At 70.7% G+C, this 17,549-nt stretch carries 16 protein-coding genes; 8 read left to right on the forward strand and 8 right to left on the reverse strand.

Going from position 1 to position 17,549, the window contains the following annotated elements:
• Nucleotides 1-66 precede the first annotated feature (66 nt).
• Genes AC0QU1_RS07380 through AC0QU1_RS07390 form a run of 3 tightly spaced genes read left to right on the forward strand, consistent with a single transcriptional unit; the run spans nt 67 to nt 5,769 of the window.
• Nucleotides 67-726, forward strand: coding sequence for a hypothetical protein (locus AC0QU1_RS07380; RefSeq protein ID WP_483575557.1), 660 nt, complete (start codon nt 67-69; stop codon nt 724-726).
• Nucleotides 723-4,001 (forward strand): ATP-binding protein, encoded by a 3,279-nt coding sequence (locus AC0QU1_RS07385; protein ID WP_483575559.1) that lies wholly within the window; start codon nt 723-725, stop codon nt 3,999-4,001. The genes AC0QU1_RS07380 and AC0QU1_RS07385 overlap by 4 nt, the downstream gene beginning before the upstream one ends.
• A 34-nt stretch (nt 4,002-4,035) precedes the next feature.
• Nucleotides 4,036-5,769, forward strand: a complete 1,734-nt coding sequence (locus AC0QU1_RS07390) for an AIPR family protein (protein WP_483575561.1) — start codon at nt 4,036-4,038, stop codon at nt 5,767-5,769.
• Between the two features lie 59 nt (nt 5,770-5,828).
• Here the strand turns inward: AC0QU1_RS07390 and AC0QU1_RS07395 are convergent, their stop codons facing one another.
• On the reverse strand, nt 5,829-6,488 hold the full coding sequence (locus AC0QU1_RS07395) for a hypothetical protein (protein WP_483575562.1): 660 nt from the start codon (nt 6,486-6,488) through the stop codon (nt 5,829-5,831).
• A 274-nt stretch (nt 6,489-6,762) separates the two neighbouring features.
• On the opposite strand from AC0QU1_RS07395, the gene AC0QU1_RS07400 reads away from it, so the two are divergent.
• Nucleotides 6,763-8,502 carry an HNH endonuclease gene (locus AC0QU1_RS07400; protein ID WP_483576646.1) on the forward strand — a complete coding sequence of 580 codons (1,740 nt, stop codon included), beginning with the start codon at nt 6,763-6,765 and terminating at the stop codon, nt 8,500-8,502.
• 33 nt (nt 8,503-8,535) lie between these two features.
• On the opposite strand, the gene AC0QU1_RS07405 is transcribed toward AC0QU1_RS07400, so the two are convergent.
• On the reverse strand, nt 8,536-9,102 hold the full coding sequence (locus AC0QU1_RS07405) for a GNAT family N-acetyltransferase (RefSeq protein WP_483575563.1): 567 nt from the start codon (nt 9,100-9,102) through the stop codon (nt 8,536-8,538).
• Between the two features lie 293 nt (nt 9,103-9,395).
• On the opposite strand from AC0QU1_RS07405, the gene AC0QU1_RS07410 reads away from it, so the two are divergent.
• The gene (locus tag AC0QU1_RS07410; protein WP_483575564.1) at nt 9,396-10,586 is read left to right on the forward strand and encodes a hypothetical protein; all 1,191 of its coding nucleotides are present in this window, start codon (nt 9,396-9,398) and stop codon (nt 10,584-10,586) included.
• A gap of 12 nt (nt 10,587-10,598) precedes the next feature.
• Here AC0QU1_RS07410 and AC0QU1_RS07415 read toward each other — a convergent pair whose 3' ends face one another.
• Nucleotides 10,599-11,561 (reverse strand): zinc-binding dehydrogenase, encoded by a 963-nt coding sequence (locus AC0QU1_RS07415; protein ID WP_483575566.1) that lies wholly within the window; start codon nt 11,559-11,561, stop codon nt 10,599-10,601.
• An 82-nt stretch (nt 11,562-11,643) separates the two neighbouring features.
• Between AC0QU1_RS07415 and AC0QU1_RS07420 the strand changes: the two genes are divergently transcribed.
• Both AC0QU1_RS07420 and AC0QU1_RS07425 read left to right on the forward strand, forming a co-directional pair.
• The gene (locus AC0QU1_RS07420) at nt 11,644-12,285 is read left to right on the forward strand and encodes a TetR/AcrR family transcriptional regulator (RefSeq protein WP_483575568.1); all 642 of its coding nucleotides are present in this window, start codon (nt 11,644-11,646) and stop codon (nt 12,283-12,285) included.
• Between the two features lie 14 nt (nt 12,286-12,299).
• Entirely contained in the window at nt 12,300-13,178 is an 879-nt protein-coding gene (locus AC0QU1_RS07425; protein ID WP_483575570.1) for a bifunctional helix-turn-helix transcriptional regulator/GNAT family N-acetyltransferase, read from the forward strand.
• A gap of 16 nt (nt 13,179-13,194) precedes the next feature.
• On the opposite strand, the gene AC0QU1_RS07430 is transcribed toward AC0QU1_RS07425, so the two are convergent.
• The gene (locus AC0QU1_RS07430; RefSeq protein ID WP_483575572.1) at nt 13,195-14,406 is read right to left on the reverse strand and encodes an MFS transporter; all 1,212 of its coding nucleotides are present in this window, start codon (nt 14,404-14,406) and stop codon (nt 13,195-13,197) included.
• Nucleotides 14,407-14,521: 115 nt separating this feature from the next.
• Between AC0QU1_RS07430 and AC0QU1_RS07435 the strand changes: the two genes are divergently transcribed.
• A complete protein-coding gene (locus tag AC0QU1_RS07435; RefSeq protein WP_483575574.1) occupies nt 14,522-15,625 on the forward strand; it encodes an NAD(P)-binding domain-containing protein in 1,104 nt (367 codons plus the stop codon).
• Between the two features lie 7 nt (nt 15,626-15,632).
• Here the strand turns inward: AC0QU1_RS07435 and AC0QU1_RS07440 are convergent, their stop codons facing one another.
• From AC0QU1_RS07440 to AC0QU1_RS07455, 4 genes are all read right to left on the reverse strand, one after another.
• Nucleotides 15,633-16,010: a PLDc N-terminal domain-containing protein gene (locus tag AC0QU1_RS07440; protein ID WP_483575576.1), complete on the reverse strand. Its 378-nt coding sequence runs from the start codon at nt 16,008-16,010 to the stop codon at nt 15,633-15,635.
• A gap of 123 nt (nt 16,011-16,133) precedes the next feature.
• A complete protein-coding gene (locus AC0QU1_RS07445) occupies nt 16,134-16,775 on the reverse strand; it encodes a DUF1345 domain-containing protein (RefSeq protein WP_483575577.1) in 642 nt (213 codons plus the stop codon).
• Between the two features lie 4 nt (nt 16,776-16,779).
• Nucleotides 16,780-17,220: a type II toxin-antitoxin system VapC family toxin gene (locus AC0QU1_RS07450; protein WP_483575579.1), complete on the reverse strand. Its 441-nt coding sequence runs from the start codon at nt 17,218-17,220 to the stop codon at nt 16,780-16,782.
• Nucleotides 17,210-17,479, reverse strand: a complete 270-nt coding sequence (locus AC0QU1_RS07455) for a prevent-host-death protein (RefSeq protein WP_483575581.1) — start codon at nt 17,477-17,479, stop codon at nt 17,210-17,212. Before AC0QU1_RS07455 ends, AC0QU1_RS07450 begins: the two co-directional genes overlap by 11 nt.
• Nucleotides 17,480-17,549 lie beyond the last annotated feature (70 nt).

Genomic DNA, 17,549 nt, shown 5'->3' on the forward strand with positions numbered 1-17,549 from the left:
CCCTGCGTGGGTGAGGTTGCACGGATAACGCTCCCTCTCATGTCGGAATCCAGGTACGTTTGCGACATGTCGGACCCTGAGCTGAAGCTGCAGGAACGGTCGGCGCTCCTCGCGCTGATGACGCTGACTCGAGAGGTGTCCAACCCCGAGCTTGTCGACGAACTGGGCATCACGATCGAGAAGAGGGAGCGGGAGCGCCTGGTCGAGCTGGGTTACATCAAGGCATGGCGGACGGGCCGGTACCGGACATGGACGCACGAGCTCACGGACGAGGGGTGGCGGCGCTGTGAGGACGAGCTGGGCAGCCCTACTCCGCCGCGTGCAGCGAAAGCCACGCGGCTGCAGTACGCGCTGACCCGGCGGTTCGCGGCCTTCATGGCACGGAGGGATCTGCGGGTCGCGGACATCTTTGTCCTGGATGACGAGCCGGTCGTGCCGGATAGCGGGCCGGTCCTGGCTGCCGTCGACGTCGCGGATCGGATCCGTGCGGCGTATGCCGAGCTGGCTGCCGAGCCCGGGGCCTGGGTGAGCCTCACGCGGCTGCGGAACGCCGTCGCCGATGTACCGCGTGGTGACCTGGACGCCGCATTGTTGCGGATGGTCCGGGAACCGCAGGTGCGGCTCAATCCCGAGTTCAACCAGAAGACGCTGACGTCAGCGGACAGAGCAGCCGCGCTGCGCATGGGTGGCGCGGACGTCCACCTGATGTCCATCGGGCGGCCATGAAGGAGATCGAACGCAATGCCTTGACCGAACTGACCAGGGTCACCTGGGCGCTCAGCAGGGAGAGCGTGTGGGAGGACCCAAAGCCGCACATCGCCGGCCTCAACGCTCAGGCGCTACGCACCGTGATGGACGGTTTCCACGAGGCCAAGGCCAGCGCCGCCGGGAGTCCGCTGGGTGTGGCCGTCGTCGGACAGCCTGGTTCGGGCAAGACTCATCTCGTCGCGACCGTGCGTTCGCAGGTCATCGCGGCGGGCGGCTACTTCTTTCTGCTTGATCTGCGCCACGAGCGGGTGTTCTGGCGGAAAATGGTAGATGATGTGCTCAATTGCTTGCTTCAGCCCGTCCGGGGTGGACGCACGCAGCGGGAGACGTTGCGGTTGGGATTGTCTCGGGTGCTCGATCTTCCCGATCCGCTCCACCGGCAACTTGTGGGACTCGACAAGCTGACCCGGTCCGGGCTGGACGGGATCGTCGAGGCGCTCGACCACTTCGACCAGCAGCTTGCCTTCGAATGCGGGCACACTCTGCGAGCCTTGGCATTGTTGCTGGCCGACGGTTCGGTTGCGATCAAGGAGGTCGCCCGTGCCTATCTGGCGTCCGACGACGAGTTGGTGGTTGGCGAGCGGGCTGAATGGGGAATCCGCCCCGCATCGAAGTCCGCGCACGAAACCGTCAGTGAACTCTTCAAGCTGATCGCGCTCACCGGGCCGAGCGTGATCGCACTTGATCAGATTGACACGCTGATCCAGCAGACGGATCGGGCGACTGACAGTGCTGGGTTCGAGCCGCCGTCCGGGGACCGTGAAGCCGAACCCGATTCGATGAGGTCGCTCCGGAAGGAGGCGTTCGAACAGGTTGGCAGCGGGCTCATGGAGCTGCGCGAGGCCACGCGTCGGTCCGTGGTTCTGGTTGCCTGCATGGATTCGGTCTGGGACGGAATCCGGAGGCATGCGCCGGGCTCCGTCGAGCAACGGTTCCGCCGCGCCGAGCAGTTGGATACCCTTCCGTCGGCGGAGATCGGGCGGACGCTCATCGCAAGGCGGTTCGCGCTCAAGTTCGGCCCGATCGGCTTCACCCCGCCCTACCCGACGTGGCCGGTACGGTCCGAGGCGTTCGCCGACGCGGACCTGTTCACCGCTCGCAACCTCATCCGCCGGATCGATACCCACCTCCGAGCGTGCCTGGACGCGAACGAGGTCACCGAACTGACCAGTCTCGCTGAGCCGAGCAGCGCTGACATACCAGCGTTGCGGTCGGGACCTGCGCTGTTGTCGGCGGACGAGGGTGCGTTCACCGAGATCGACGGGCGGTTGGCCGCACTGGTGAACGACGCGGGTGTGATCGCGGACAGTGCCAGGGCGCTGGACCCGCGCCAGGAAGATCAATACATGCCGGCCCTCCTGCGTTCCGCTCTGACATGGTGGGCTGCCGAACAGGGCGCCGCACGCTCCCGGTACATGCTGGCTCCGGCGACGATGGCTCCCGGGAATCCGACCCTGCATGCCGAACTGCATGAGATCCTGGACGAAGACACCGAGGACAAGATCTATTGGTCGTTCCGGGCGATCGGATCGTCGAACGGGAAGGCGGTCATCAGTCGGATTGACCGGTTCCTGAGCGCCACGGGGCTGGACCCGGTGGTACAGAAGCGCAAGGCCTTCTTGCTCCGCACCGGTGAGTGGCCGGACCACCAGAGGACTCGGACGCGCCAGAAGGTCCAGGAGTTCAAGGCGGTCGGCGGGGCCGTGATCGACTTGCCCAGGGAAACGCTGGAGACCGAACTCCGCACGTTCGCGGCCTTGGAGCGGCTCGCCGGCTCCCAGCCATCAGCCCGGTTCGAAGCGTGGTTGCTCAGTCGCCGTCCCGCCGGCCGCACCGCGCTCCTGCGTGCGGTGTTCGGTGACCCGCGCGCCGACATGGAACCGCCACGTCCCGAACCGGAACCGGCCCCGATACCGCCCTCGGCCGATGCGCCGTCGCCGATATCCAACTCCGATGCCACCGACCCGGTCGTGGCGGCTCCGGGCCAGGCGACGGCGGACCCGGCGACGACGCTGCAGGTGGGCGAGAGGATCGACACCGGTGCGCCGGTGACGATCGCCCTGGAGTCGCTGCGGAAGCACACGGCGATCTTCGCCGGGTCCGGATCGGGGAAGACGGTGCTGATCCGCCGGCTGGTCGAGGAGTGCGCGCTGCGCGGCGTGTCCGCGATCGTGCTCGACCCCAACAACGACCTGGCGCGGCTCGGCGACCCGTGGCCCCAGGCCCCGGATGCCTGGGGGCCCGACGACGCCGCGCGCGCCGACGACTACCTGAGCAACACCGATGTCGTGGTCTGGACGCCCCGCCGGGAATCGGGCCGGCCGCTGACCTTCCGCCCACTGCCTGACTTCGCCGCGGTCGCCGACGACCCGGACGAGTTCCGCCAGGCCATCGACACGGCCGTCGCCGCGCTCGCACCACGGGCCCGGGCCGACGGCGGGACCGCGAAGGCCGAGCAGTCCCGCGCCGTCCTCAACCAGGCGCTGCAGTACTTCGCGCGCGAGACCGGCGGGGACCTCAGCGACTTCCTGGATCTCCTCGGTGACCTGCCTGACGGCGTGGCCCCGCTGGCCAGGGCGCGCGAGATGGCCGCGGACATGGCGCAGACCCTGCGGGCAGCCATGATCAACGACCCATTGTTCGGCGGCGTCGGTGAGCCGGTGGATCCCGGCGTGCTGCTCACCCCGGCGGCCGGCAAGCGCGCCCGGATCTCGGTGATCAGCCTGATCGGCCTGCCCACCGAGGAGCAGCGGCAGGGCTTCGTCAACCAGCTCCAGATGGCTCTGTTCGCGTGGATCAAGCGCCACCCCGCGGGCGACCGGCCACTCGGCGGGCTGCTGGTCATGGACGAGGCGCAGACCATCGCTCCGTCCGGTTCGCTGACCGCCAGTACGCACAGCACCCTCGCGCTGGCCTCGCAGGCCCGCAAGTACGGGCTCGGCCTGGTGTTCGCCACCCAGGCGCCGCGCGGCATCCACAACCGGATCTCCGGCAACGCCGCCACGCAGTTCTTCGGGTTTCTCAACAGCCCGCCGCAGATCGCCGCCGCCAGGGAGATGGCGGCCGCGAAGTCCAGCGCGGTGCCCGACATCTCCCGGCTGGGCGCCGGGCAGTTCTACGCCGTCGCCGAGGGCCTGGCCTTCCAGAAGGTCCGCACCCCGATCTGCCTGAGCTACCACCCGCCGAGCCCGCTGACCGTCGAGGAAGTCATCGCCCGCGCTCGGCAGGCGTGACGCCCGCGCACAAGGGGCGAGAAGGGGACCCGCCGTGGAGAGAGTGATCCAGAGCCTGCTCGAGGCCTTCCAGCAGGACCATGACCTGGCCGAGCTGCCGGAGCCCGAAGCGTTCGAGGCGTTCGCCGCCTTCTGCGTGCTCAACTCGTACTACAACGAGCCGTTCAACCCCGATACCTACCGCACGGGCGGGGGCAACGACCTCGGCATCGACGCCTACGCCGTCCTGATCGACGGGCAGCTGTACCGGGACCCGACCGACGTCCGGACGGCGATGCAGGAACGCAGGCGGCCCCACGTGCAGGTGGTGGTCATCCAGGCCAAGACCAGCAGCAGGTTCGAGACCAAGGTGATCTCCGACCTCGCGGAGAATCTCGGCCACCTGTGCGGGGCCGACGAGATCCCGTACGAGGTGTCGGACGACGTGAAGAGCCTGCGCCAATGCCTGGACGCCGTGTACGAGGAGCCTGCCCGGCTGGCCGGCCGGCTTCCGGACCTGCATGTCCATTACGTGACCACCGGCGATCAGATCGCGCAGATGGTCCACAGCAAGGCGCGATCGGCCGAGAGACTTCTCGGCAGGCTCAACCGGTTCGAGACGGTCGAGGTGCGCTGCGTGAACCGGCCGGAACTGCGCGCGCTGTACGACCGGGCGATCAGCACCGTCGAGGTCACCGTGCCGGTGCCGAAGCAGTTCGCGATGCCGGCGGCCCCAGGTGTCGAGCAGTCGTTCGTAGGTCTGGTCGCCGCCTCGGAGCTGATCCGCACCATGCTGGACGACGGCTCGGGAAAACTGCGGGAGAACCTCTTCGAGAGCAACGTGCGCGCCTTCCAGGGATACAACGCCGTCAACACGGGTATCCGGGACACGCTGCGAGACCCGGTCAAGCGGGAGAGATTCGCGGTGATGAACAACGGCATCACCATCGTGACGCGGAAGATGGACCGGGTCGGCGACAACTTCGTCCTGGACGACTTCCAGATCGTCAACGGATGCCAGACCTGCCACGTGTTGTTCCACGAACGCGAACAGCTCACCGACCAGGTGTTCGTCAGCGTGCATATCGTGCACTCGACGGACGAGGACGTGATCCAGGGCATCGTGGCGGCGACCAACCAGCAGACCCCGGTCAGCGCCGAGGACCTGGCCGCGCGGCAGGACTACCACAAGCAGCTGGAGGACTTCTTCACCCTCGGCCGGGACAAGCCGCAGCAGCTTTTCTACGAACGTCGCGCCAAGCAGTACTCCGAGCGCAAGGACGTGGAGAAGACCCGGGTCATCAGCCGCGCCCAGCTCAGCCGCGCGTACCTGGCGATGTTCCTGAACGAACCGTCACGGGTGGGCCGTTACCAGGAGCTGATGAAGGCGCGCGGTGAGGAGTTGTACACCGCCGACCAGCAGCCGATCCTCTACTACACGGCCGCGGCGACGTGGTACCGGCTGGAGTGGCTGATCCGGAATCAGCGCATCAATCGCGGCTACCGGCCCACCCAGTACCACCTGATGGCGCTGATCCGACAGAAGCTGCTCGGACCTGGGGTCATGCCGACCCACGAGAAGGCGGTCACGAAGGCGTGCACCCGGATTCTCGACGTGATCTGGGACGCGGAGGCCGCCGAGAAACTGGTCGTCCACGAGCTGCTGCCAGCGATCCAGCGGGTCATCGACGCCGAGAAGCAGGCCGGGGTGCCGTTGGGCGAGGCAGTGCGCAACGAGCGGTTCGCCGATCGGGCCCGCAAGGAGCTGGCCGGTAGCACCGGTCGCTGAGGGTGTGCCTGGCTGATGCCGGGCTGCCTGGCCTTGGTCGTGCTCGGGGGGTGCCCGGCCTACTCGATGTCGCGCAGCGCCGACACGACGGCGACCGTGTCGGCACCGTACCTGTCGTCGGCGTAACGCTGGATGCTGCCGTCGTCGTAGACGACCGTCACCCAGACGTAACCGTTCTCGATCCAGCCGCTGAGGCCGTCGAGATGATCGAACACCTCGTTCTGCAGCTCTTCGGCCCCGGACTCCGGCCCGACCGTCCCGGCGTTGTCGGGATCGAGCCGGGGGTCCTCCGGGAGCTCGGGCCGCTCGGCCGGGGCCGGGGCGGCCTCGGTGAGGCGGAACGTCTCGCCGTCCCAGGTGCCCTCGACCGCGTACTCGCCCCAGGTGGTGCCTTGTGCGGAATCGGCCTCGACGGTGTCCCAGTCCCACCCGGCGATCTCGGGGCCGCCGCACTGCGGCGGGAGCGATTCGGCCACCCCACCCAGGCAGAGCTCAGGTGGTCCGTCGCCCTCCTGGAGGACGGTCGCGATGGTGGTCACCGGGCCCGACGCCGACGGCGCGGGCGGTGCGGTCGCCGCCGGTGCGTCGTCCGGCTCGTTCCCGCTCGAGGCGGGACCGGCGGGTGAGGCGGGACCGGCGGGGTCGGCGCAGGCACCGAGGAGCAGGACGCTGGCCAGCCCGACAACGAGACGTCGGCGTGGTGCTCGGAGCGGGTTCATGCTCGGCATATGTCGTCACGACGACGGCGCTTGCGCGCGGCGGGTTGGTGTCTGGGGACGGGGTTTCTGCTGTCGGCAGATGGGACCGGTTCGACGAGCAGTACGAACGTGTGTGCGATAGATTGATGTCATGACGCGAACCGGTAAGGCATTCACCAGGGCAGGCGACCCGCCTGCTCAGCCGGTGCTGCCCCGGAGCGGCACAAGGCTTCCTACGGTCGCCAATGTCGTTGATGTGGCGGGTGTGCGGGCTATGCGTGAGCGGTTGGCGGGCATGATTTTGCCGGGTGCCTCTGACATCGGTGCTGATGGTGTGCCGGACACTGCTTCCACTGCTTCCACTGCTTCCATGGGTCCGGCGGTGTCGCGGGAGGTGCAGGCGGAGTGGGTGGACCTGTTGGGTGAGCTGGAGGCGGTGAAGAACGCGGTGACGGCGACGCAGGCGAGGTTGGCTGTGGCGCTGGAGGAGGCGACGCGTGCTGAGGAGGCTCGGCAGGGTGTCCGGGCGGAGCGGCGTGGTCGTGGTGTGCCGAACCAGGTGGGTGCCGCGTTGCGGTGCAGCCCGCACGCCGGCGCCTCGTTTCTGAGCACGGCCCGGGTATGGGTCACCGGTATGCCACACACGTTCGAGGCGTTGCGGGCGGGTGTGCTCTCGCAGTGGCGGGCGACGTTGTTGGTGCGGGAGACGTCGCACCTGTCGGTCGAGCACCGCGCCCAGATCGACGAGCAGGTGTGTGGTCCGGCGAACCTGGGGGCGCTGGCGCGGATGGGGACCAGGCGCCTGGTGGCCCGGGTCAAGGAACTGGCGGCACAGTTGGATGTGCGCGCGTGTGTGAACCGGAACGCCAAGGCCGTCTCGGAGCGTGGGGTGTCGGTGCGTCCGGCTCCGGATCTGATGGTGTATCTGACCGCTCTGGTGCCGATGCAGCAAGGGGTCCAGGCTTACGCGCAGCTCAAAGCCCACGCTGAGACGCTGAAGGCTGCGGGTGATGGGCGGGGGACCGGGCAGATCATGGCCGACACGTTGGTCGAGCGCGTCACCGGACGCCAGCCCGGACAGGCGGACGGGGTGCCGGTCACGATCAATCTGCTGGTCTCCGACCAGACCCTCCTCGCCGGTAGTGACCACCAGCCCATCGACCGGCCCGGGGAGGACCGGCCCGGGGAGGACCGGTTAGGTAGCTGCCAGCCTGGTGGTGACCGGCCTGGTGGTGAGGAGCCGGGTGTGGTGGTGGAAGGCACCCCGGCGGGTGCGGGTGTCGTGCCAGCCCCGGTGGCTCGGAACCTGGTTGCGCATGCGATCGATGCGGATGCGGCGTGGTTGCGGTCGATCTACGTCGACCCCCGTGGTCGCCTGCTGGCCACGACCTCCACGTCACGGTTCCACCCACAAGGCTTGGCAGCGTTGTTGCGCGCCCGCGAGCAGGGGATCTGTGCCACCCCGTGGTGTGACGCCCCGGTCCGGCACCTGGACCACATCACCCCACACGCGCAGGGTGGGGTGACGAGCCTGGACAACGGGCAAGGGTTGTGTGCCCGGTGCAACCATGCCAAGCAGGCACCCGGCTGGTCGCAGAAGACGACCCAGGTAGGCGGCCGGCACGCGGTCGAGACGATCACCCCGACGGGGCACACGTATGCCTTCGTCGCGCCCACACCACCCGCACCGGTAAGGGTCGGTGACGTGACACCGTTCGGGAGCGGTGGCACGACCGCTGACCGTCACATTGGTCCGGTCCGTGACCGTGCCGCCGCACCGACCCAGAACACCGCCCCGGCAACCGAGGACACCGCCCCGGCGACCCCGGGTTGGACCCCGGCGGTCGGCATGAGCGGACCCCGCAACGGACGCATCCCACGTAGCCGCTACTCCATCGGCTGCCACACCCACCGCGACCGGGGCACCATCGCCTACCGGCCGAACCAGAGTCGACCGAATCGGAGCCCGAGACGGAGGGGCCGAACGCCCCGTAGAACCCACAGGGCCGACCTCTCCTGGACGCACCCGGCCTGACCCCAACCGCAGCCGGGTGCCGCACGGCTCCGATCAGGCCGGCTCAATCACCCGGCTGACGATCCACGCGTGCTTGCCGACCTGGCGTACCCGGCGGAAGCCGAACTGCTCGAAGAGCTCCACGGTCGCGCTGTACAGGAATCGTCCGTGCGCGGTGCGGCCGGTCGTCACCTCGGGGATCGCCTCGACAAGGCCACCGCCCGCCTCGGCGATCAGACCGATCGCACCCTCGAGTCCGGCCCGTGCGATGCCCTGACCGCGGTGCTTGGTGTCGACGTAGAAGCAGGTGATGCGCCAGTCGGGCACGGGCGGCGCGTCCTTCTCGTACTGGACCCGGTGCTTGATGCGCGTGAGCTCCGCCGGGCTGCCGTACTGGCACCAGCCCTGCGCCGCGCCGTCGTCGTCGAAGACCAGGGCGGCGTGGGCGCGGCCGGTGCGCACGCGCTCCTCCTTCGCCGCGCGGTGGTCGAGTCCGCGCTGACCACCCTCGGGATGGAAGCCGATGCACCAGCATCCGCCGAAGACCCCGTTGTTGCGCTCCATCAGCTCGGCGAAGGCGTCCCACGTCGAGGCATCGAGCGGTCTGCTGGTGTACGGCATCGGTCCTCCCAACGATCCGTCCTGTCGCCCCACCGTAGGACCGGTTCCGGACGATCGGCGTCCGGAACTGTCCCGGATCCCGAGCCGCCCGCGACGAGGTGCCAGCCGCCCGGAACCTCCTGAAGAACGCCCGCTCGCCACTCGCAGCCGACGGCGTCGCAGGGGCGTCAACATTCACGGGGAACTAACCGAGCCCAAGGCACCCGCAGCGAAGGTGGAGCCGCCGCGAGTTCACCCGCCCGAGCCGCGCCATCCCCTGTCCTCGCCCGTCGCCGCGCCTCTAGCCTTGTTGTATGGCCTGGTGGGAGGCGTTCCTGAGCGAAGTCTCCGCGTTCCTGGGCGGGTTCGGGCTGGACGTGCCGGTGTCGGTCCTGTGGGCCGTCCTCGTCGTGGTCGCCGCCGTGGTCCTGTTCCGGGTGGTGCGGTCGGTCGTCGGCGTGCTCGACGGCGCCGTCGACTGGGTGCGCACCCAGATCCGCGAGCGCACCTGGCGCGACGCCGGCCGGCTGAGCACCTTCGTCTCGCTGGTGCTCCTGATCCTGGCGTACGGCCTGTTTCCAGGCGGGCAGCCGGTGGCGCCGGCCGAGCAGGCCGAACGCTTCGTGGGTGACCTGCTCGGCAGTATCGCCCCCGCCGCGATCCTGACCCAGGCCCTGGTACTCGGGGTGAGCTGGCTCGTGCTGGGCGGCCTGGCTGGCCTGCGCACGCGTGAGCTCGTGGAGCCGTTCACCACGGTGGTCAGCGGGACGGCGATGTTCGCGGTCCTGTTCCTCCTGTCGGTCGTGCCGTTCGCCGTGACCGGCGGCGACGCCGAGGCGTTGGGCGCGGTCAACGCCGTCTTCTTCGGCGCGCTGGTGCTGCTGGTCCCGGCCCTGGTCTGGGCCATGCAGGGGGTGACTCGCCGCCAGGGCGTCGCCACGGCGACGGCGTCCGAGCCGATGCCGGGCACCACGGCGCGCGGTGCGAGCGGCAGCGGCAGGTCAGGATGGACCGCGGTCGCGGGCATCGCCGCCCTCGCGCTGCTCGCCGCGATGATCGCCCTCCCCACGGCCTGGATCTACGCGGAGGTCGCTCCCGACCCGTCGGTAGAGGGTCTGGTCGGCGTCGACCTCGCGATCGCGAGCGTCGTCTTCCTGTTCAGCTGCTTCATGTTCCGCAGCTACCTCGCGGAGGTGACCGGCGCCCCGCCCGTCGTCGGCCACCTGATCGACCTGTGCCTTGCGGTCTCGGCGGCGGCGATCGCGCTGACGGGGTCACCCGCGCTGGAGGTGGCGCTCGGCACGGTGCCCGCGATCGTCGTCGGCGCGCTGCCCGGGCTCGTCGTCGCGGTCATGATCGCCCTGACCCACCTGCGCCGCGTCCGCTCGCCGCGCCTGGCGGCGAGCGTCGCGGCGGCGGTCGCGCTGGGACTGCTGGTGGCACCCCTGCGCGAGGTCCTCGGGGCCTGGGACCTGGCGTCCTGGCTCCCGCTCGCGGCCGGCTGACCGGCCCCGACGTCAGGGCACCAGGACAATCCGGCCGAACACCGTCCCCGCGTCCATCTGCCGGTGCGCCTCGGCGGCACGGTCCAGGGGCAGGACGTCGTGCACGACGGCGTGCAGGTCGCCGCGCGCCGCGGCGGCGAGCAGCTCGGCCCGGACGGCGTTCCTGGCCGGCACGGGGACGGTGTCGAGGCTGAACGTGCCGACCGAGCGGGACTGCTGGAACGCGCTCAGGAGGCGCACGCCGAAGTCCGTCGGCGGCATCCCGGCGACCGCGCCGATGAGGACCAGCCGCCCGTTCGGCGCGAGGCGGTCCACGAACTCGGGGGTGTCCGCTCCGGCGACGATGTCTACGATCACGTCGTAGGACGCCGGGTCGTCCGGCTCGCCGCCGCCGGAGCGGTCGAGCACGTGCGTCGCGCCAAGGGCGCGGAGCCGGTCGCCCCGTTCCGGCGACGACGTCGTCACCGCCACCGCGCTCGCGCCACCGCGGGCCGCGAGCTCGACGGTCGCGATGCCGATGCTGCCCGCCGCGCCCCGGACGAGCACCGACTCCCCGGGCGCGAAGTGCGCCTGGGCGAGCGCGAAGTGCGCGACGGGCGCCGAGTTGCCGAGCGTCACCGCGTCGACCGGCGACAGCCCCTCGGGGAGCGCGGTGACGTCGTCGAGCGTGGCGAGCGCCTGCTCGACGTAGCCGCCGCCCAGGCCCGTGAACGCCCATACCCGGCGGCCCACCCAGGAGTCGTCGACGTCCGCGCCGACCGCCGTCACCGTGCCGGCGACCTCGCTGCCGGCGACCAGCCCAGGGGCGAAGCCCAACCCGCTGAGCGTCCCGCGGCGGACGACGCCGTCGACCCCGCCCACCCCGATCGCCTCGGTCTCGATCAGCAGCTGCCCCGGTCCGGGGGCCGGCGCGGGCGCGTCGCCCACCACCAGGCCGCTCGGGTCGCCGAATCGCTCGATAGTCACTGCTCGCATGGTCGTCTCCGTCGTGCTGTTGGTTCGCGTTACGGTGGGGACGTTAACGGACGCCTGCGTCCACTTCAGGGAAGTGAGAGTGATGAGCGAACCATTGCCCCACATGCTCCGCGCCGACGCGCGGGACAACCGCGACCGGATCCTCGAGGCCGCCCGGGAGCTGTTCTCCGCGGGCGGCCTCGACGTCACGATGCGCGAGGTCGCCCGGCGTGCCCAGGTGGGGCCGGCCACCCTGTACCGCCGGTTCCCGACCCGGCAGATCCTCCTCGAGGCGGTCTTCGACGACGAGCTGCGGGCATGCGGGCGCATCGTGGACGACGGCGCCGCCGATCCCGACCCGTGGCGGGGATTCTGCTCGATCATCGAGCGGATCAGCGTGCTCAACGTCCACAACCAGGGATTCGTCGACGCCTTCCTGTCGGAGAGCTCGGAGGGCCCTGACTTCGCCGCCTACCGTGCCGCGATGCTCCGCAAGCTCGCGGCGCTGGCCCGGCGCGCCCAGGCCGCCGGCGGGCTGCGCAGCGACTTCGTGCTCGACGACGTCGTGCTCGTCCTGCTGGCCGGGCGCGGGCTCGCCGCGACGCCCTCGGCCCGCACGACCGCGGCCGCGCGGCGGTTCGCGGCGCTGGCCGTCGAGGCGTTCCGGGCGTCCGACACGAACCAGCCCCTGCCGCGCAGGGCGGCGCTCACCCCGAGCCTGCTGCGCGGCACGGGAAATCGCTGACTATAGTCAGAGATATGAGCCTCGTCGACACGGTCCGCCGCTTCAACCGCAGCTACACCCAGCGCATCGGGGCGCTGGACGAGTCGTTCCTCGGGACGGGGCGGCCGCTCGGCGCGTCCCGCCTCCTCTTCGAGGTGGGACCCGCCGGCGCGACCGTCCGCGACCTGCGCGAACGCCTGGACCTCGACTCGGGCTACCTGACCCGGCTCCTGGCGAGGCTGGCCGACGACGGGCTCGTCGAGATGCGGCCCGACCCAGCCGACCGGCGCCGTCGGACGGTGACGCTCACCGCCGTCGGGCGGAGTGCCTACCGCGAGCTGGACGAGCGTTCCGAGCGCAAGGCGCGCGGGCTGCTGGAACCGCTCACCGAACGGCAGCGTGCCCGGCTCGACGAGGCGCTCGGCACCGCCGACCTGCTGATCCGCGCGGCGACCGTGCACCTGCACGTCGTCGACCCGGTGGGCGGCCCGGCCACGGCGGCGCTGGGGGAGTACTACGGGGAGCTCGACCGGCGCTTTCCCGGCGGGTTCGTGCCGGACCCGCCGAGCAAGGGCGCCGACGCGTTCCGCGCGCCGAACGGCGCGTTCGTCGTGGCGACCAGCGACGGCGCCCCCGTCGCGTGCGGAGGCGTACGCCGGCTCGACGGTGCGACGGCCGAGATCAAGCGGATGTGGGTCGCGGCGTCGTGGCGCGGCGCCGGCCTCGGCGCCCGGCTGCTGCGGCGGCTGGAGGGCGAGGCGCACGGCCTGGGCTGCGCGCGCGTCGTGCTGGACACCAACCGGGTGCTGGCCGAGGCGGTCGCGATGTACGGGCGCGCGGGCTACCGGGAGATCGAGCCGTACAGCCAGGACAACCCGTACGCGGACGCGTTCTTCGAGAAGACGCTGGGCTGAGCCGGCCCAAGGCCGCTCAGCGCGCCGGGGTGCGCCATCCCGCGAGCACCCCGGCCAGGAGCACGATCAGCACGCCGGCGATGGGCACGATGAGCAGGCCGTAGCGGAGCTCCGCGCTGTCGGCGATGAGCCCGACCAGCGGCGGGGAGGCCAGGAAGCCGACCCGCATGAGCCAGGACACGATGGTCAGGCCCGTGCCGGCCCGCAGGCCCGGCAGCTCGTCGGCCTCGTGCATGGCCGCAGGCACCAGCGTCGCGCTGCCCAGGCCGATCGCGGCGAACCCGGCGATCGTGCCGGGCACGGTCGGGAAGGCGAGCGCCAGCCCCATGCCGAGCGCGATGACCGCGCCGCCGGCCCGGGCGACGGTGCGCTGGCCGAACCGGTCGACCAGGCCGTCGCCCAGCAGGCGCCCCACGAACTGGGTGCCGACGAGCGCGACGAAGCCGCTCGCGGCCAGCGCGGCGGGCGCCCCGAGGGAGCCGGAGAGGTAGAGGGTGGCCCACGAGCTGCCGGCGTCCTCCACGAAGGCCCCGCCGATGGCGATGAGCACCAGCGCGGTCAGGGTCAGCACCGTACGGGTGCTCGGACCGGCCCCGCGCACGGGTGCGGTGCCCTGGGCGACGGCGCCGTCGGCCACGTCGCCGTCGCGCCCGGGAAGGCGGAACCGGAGCGCGACGAGCGCGACGACCGAGAAGACCGCCGACGAGATGCCGAGGTGCACGGGCAGCGGCAGGCCGAGCGCGATGGCGCCGGCACCCATGGCCCCGCCCAGCACGGCGCCGACCGACCACACCGCGTGGAAGCCGTTGATGATCGACCGGCCGTACCGGCGCTGCACGCGCAGGCCGTGGGCGTTCTGGGCGACGTCGGTGAGCGCGTCCATGGCCCCGCCGAGGAACAGCGCCAGCACGAGGATCGCCAGCGACGGCGCGACCGAGGCGGCGAGCACGCCGAGGCCGGTGAGGATGGTGCCGACCACCGCCACCTGCGCCGACCCGAACCGGCGCACCATGAGGCCGGCCCCCAGCCCGGCGACGATCGCCCCGGTCGGGAACGCCGCGACGGCCAGCCCGTAGAGCGTGTTGTCGAGGTCGAGCGCGGCCTTGATCTCCGGGTAGCGGGGCACGAGGTTGGCGAACAGGGCGCCGTTGGTCAGGAACAGGGCGGCGACGGCGGCGCGGGCGCGCCGGTCTTCGGGCTGCGGACCTGGGGCCGTGGAGGACGACATGCGCTCGATCGTATCGAATCGATGCGATCGACGGGGACGGCGGCGGTGCGGCACCCGGCAGGTTGAGCCTGGTCACACCCGGAAACATCCGCGTGGTGATCGTGTTGTCCCTGGTGTGAGCGACCTCCTGAGCCGGGCGACCGTCGTGGTGATCGGGGCGGGGCAGGCCGGGCTGTCGGCCGCGTACCACCTGCAGCGCAGGGGGTTCGTGAGCGCCGTCGACCAGCCGGACAACGAGCGCACCTTCGTCGTCCTGGACGCCAACCCCGCGCCGGGCGGCGCGTGGCAGCACCGCTGGGAGTCGCTGCGGATGGCCACCGTGAACGGCATCTTCGACCTGCCGGGGCTGGCCCAGCCCGCCGTCGACGCCACGGAGGCGAGTCGGGACGCCGTCCCGCGGTACTTCGCCGGCTTCGAGCGGACGTTCGCGCTCCCCGTCCTGCGCCCGGTCCGGGTGGTCGCCGTGCGGCGCGCCGACGACGATCCGGACGGCGAGCTCGTCGTGACGAGCGACCGTGGCTCCTGGGCCACCAGGGCCGTCATCAACGCGACCGGCACCTGGACCAACCCCGTGCTGCCCCGGTACCCCGGGCAGGAGACCTTCCGCGGACGCCAGCTCCATACCCGCGACTACGTGCGGGCCGAGGACCTCGCCGGACGCCGCGTCGCCGTCGTCGGCGGAGGGATCTCGGCGATCCAGCTCCTGGAGGAGATCTCCCGCGTGGCCACCACCTTCTGGTACACGCGCAGGGAGCCGGTCTTCCGGGACGGCGAGTTCCGCCCGGAGGAGGCCGGCCGCGAGACCATCGCCAAGGTCATGGCCGACGTCGAGGCGGGCCGGCCCACCGGAAGCGTCGTGTCCTACACCGGCCTCATCTGGACGCCGTACGCGCTGGCCGCCAAGGCGCGCGGGGCGCTGGAGCGGCGCCCGATGTTCACGGCGGTCGAACCCCTCGGCCTGCGCGAGGCCGACGGTTCCTTCACGCCCGTCGACACCATCCTGTGGGCCACCGGCTTCAAGGCCGACCTGACCCACCTGGCCCCGCTGCGCCTGCGCAACGAGCTGGGCGGCATCGCGATGCGCGGCACCCAGGTGGCCGACGAGCCGCGCGTACACCTCATCGGGTTCGGGCCGTCGCAGTCGACGGTCGGCGCCAACCGGGCCGGCCGGGCGGCGGTCGCCGCTGTGGTGCGGCGGCTCTCGGTGGGCGTGCCCTGAAGGCCCGTCAGGCGAGCGCCTTCGCCTTCAGCCGCTCGAACTCGGCCGGGGCGATCGTCCCGGAGTCGAGGAGCGCCTTGGCGCTCGCGATCTGGTCGGCGGGGGACGGCGTCGCCGCCACCTGGCGGATGTAGCCCTCGGCCTCGCGCCGGGCCTCGGCCATGTCCTCGCTGTGCCGCCGCGCCATCCCGCGTCCGCGGGCGATGAGGTACACGAGCGCGGTGAGGACCGGCAGGAAGATGAGGAACACGATCCACAGGGCCTTCCACCAGCCGTTGAGCTCCCGGTCGCGAAAGAGGTCGGTGATGATCTGGAACAGGACCATCAGGTAGGCCACGAAGAAGAAGCCGTAGACGATCAACGAGAAGAAATCCCAGTAGTCCATGACTCGCCTCGATCTCGACGGTTTCGAAAGGGACTCTCGTCTCAAAGTAGCCGCGCCCACTCCTTGGCGCCCGCCGAGGAGCTGCCATTTCATCACCGTGAAATGACGCCGATTCTTCACTCGCTACGTGTTGGCCAGCCCCGCCACGAGGTTGATCAGCAGCGCCACCACGACCGTCCCGAAGAGATACGCGAGCAGCGCGTGGACCTGCGCGATGCGGCGCATGACCGACGAGCCCAGGTCCGTGTCCGAGACGGCGAAGCTCATCCCGACCGTGATCGCCAGGTAGGTGAAGTCGGTGTACCGCGGCGGCTCGGTCTGGTGGAAGTCGATCCCGCCCGCCGGGGTCGTGTAGTACACGCGGGCGTAGTGCAGCGCGAACACCGTGTGCACGCAGGCCCAGGAGACGACGACGGAGGCGAGTACGGCCGCGATCGTGATGTCGCCCGTGCCGGGCCCGCCGCCCGCGAGCGCGACGGCGACACCCGCGAGGCTGGCGACGGCGGCGAACAGCACGATCAGGTTCGCGACGGCGCGGGTGGGCTCCTCGCGCACCGCGTGCTCGCTGGTGGCCTCCGGGTCCATGGGGACGATCACCAGGGCGGTCCAGACCACGAACACGAGGCCCGCGCCGGCCCAGCCGCCCAGGACGGCGGCCGCCACGGAGTCCCACGACAGCAGCCAGCCCATCAGCGCGCCGACGAGCAGGGCCACGCCGATCCGCATCCCGTGCGGGCTGTCCAGCACCCGGCTCAGCCGCCGCATCCGCTCACCCGGCCGGTCGGGTGACGGGGACGAGCGTGATGATGTGGTCGAGGCCCTTGTAATCGTCAGGGTTCGACGTGTACAGCGGAAGGCCCTCGGCCGCTGCGGTGGCTGCGATCATGAGGTCGACAGCACGACGACGCGGCGTCCGCCCGATGGCTATGACGCCGGCGGTGATCCGGCCATAGATGCGGGCTGCGCCGTCGTCGAACGGAATGGGGTCGAATTCGTTCTCAACACGCTGCAGGACGTCGATGCGGCGTGCTCGTTCAGCATGCTCGTCGTACTCGGCGCTGTCGGGGCGGACCAGGTGGGGCCCTGCAGAGAGCTCTGCGAGAGTGATGGCACTGACGGCCATCTCGTCGGGCAGTTCGGCAATGTCAATCCTGTCGCGCAGGATCAGGATGTTCGTGTCGACAAGGCCCTGCGTGAGTTCAGCGCTCATAGGGGTCGGAGACCTCGTCGTCGACTGCCGCTTCCTGATCGGCCCGGAACGCCTCCAGTGACATGTGCGGGCCCGCTTGGGACATGGCTGCAAACTCCGCCCGCGGGACGAAGCGTCGTCGGCGCCGCAACGGGACGAGCTCACCGATCTGGTGCCCGTCGCGCGTGACGGTGAACGACCGCCCGGATTGGACGGCGTCCATGATCTCCTTCGATCGCGAGCGCAGGTCGCGCTGGGTGATCTCTGGCTGGCTACTCATGGGACGAGGGTAGCACTAGGTGCTACCTCGTGCCACGGCGTGTTGCGCAGATCCTGCGGAAGAATGGCCG

The organism is Promicromonospora noduliphila, assembly GCF_056951025.1.

What these genes read in the sequence shown, in the direction of transcription:
- AC0QU1_RS07380 (WP_483575557.1), top strand. Translation starts at nt 67, where the DNA reads ATGTCGGACCCTGAGCTGAAGCTGCAGGAACGGTCGGCGCTCCTCGCG.
- AC0QU1_RS07450 (WP_483575579.1), bottom strand. Translation starts at nt 17,220, where the DNA reads ATGAGCGCTGAACTCACGCAGGGCCTTGTCGACACGAACATCCTGATC.
- AC0QU1_RS07415 (WP_483575566.1), bottom strand. Translation starts at nt 11,561, where the DNA reads ATGCGAGCAGTGACTATCGAGCGATTCGGCGACCCGAGCGGCCTGGTG.
- AC0QU1_RS07445 (WP_483575577.1), bottom strand. Translation starts at nt 16,775, where the DNA reads ATGCGGCGGCTGAGCCGGGTGCTGGACAGCCCGCACGGGATGCGGATC.
- AC0QU1_RS07420 (WP_483575568.1), top strand. Translation starts at nt 11,644, where the DNA reads ATGAGCGAACCATTGCCCCACATGCTCCGCGCCGACGCGCGGGACAAC.
- AC0QU1_RS07410 (WP_483575564.1), top strand. Translation starts at nt 9,396, where the DNA reads ATGGCCTGGTGGGAGGCGTTCCTGAGCGAAGTCTCCGCGTTCCTGGGC.
- AC0QU1_RS07430 (WP_483575572.1), bottom strand. Translation starts at nt 14,406, where the DNA reads ATGTCGTCCTCCACGGCCCCAGGTCCGCAGCCCGAAGACCGGCGCGCC.
- AC0QU1_RS07405 (WP_483575563.1), bottom strand. Translation starts at nt 9,102, where the DNA reads ATGCCGTACACCAGCAGACCGCTCGATGCCTCGACGTGGGACGCCTTC.
- AC0QU1_RS07455 (WP_483575581.1), bottom strand. Translation starts at nt 17,479, where the DNA reads ATGAGTAGCCAGCCAGAGATCACCCAGCGCGACCTGCGCTCGCGATCG.
- AC0QU1_RS07425 (WP_483575570.1), top strand. Translation starts at nt 12,300, where the DNA reads ATGAGCCTCGTCGACACGGTCCGCCGCTTCAACCGCAGCTACACCCAG.
- AC0QU1_RS07440 (WP_483575576.1), bottom strand. Translation starts at nt 16,010, where the DNA reads ATGGACTACTGGGATTTCTTCTCGTTGATCGTCTACGGCTTCTTCTTC.
- AC0QU1_RS07395 (WP_483575562.1), bottom strand. Translation starts at nt 6,488, where the DNA reads ATGAACCCGCTCCGAGCACCACGCCGACGTCTCGTTGTCGGGCTGGCC.
- AC0QU1_RS07385 (WP_483575559.1), top strand. Translation starts at nt 723, where the DNA reads ATGAAGGAGATCGAACGCAATGCCTTGACCGAACTGACCAGGGTCACC.
- AC0QU1_RS07400 (WP_483576646.1), top strand. Translation starts at nt 6,763, where the DNA reads ATGATTTTGCCGGGTGCCTCTGACATCGGTGCTGATGGTGTGCCGGAC.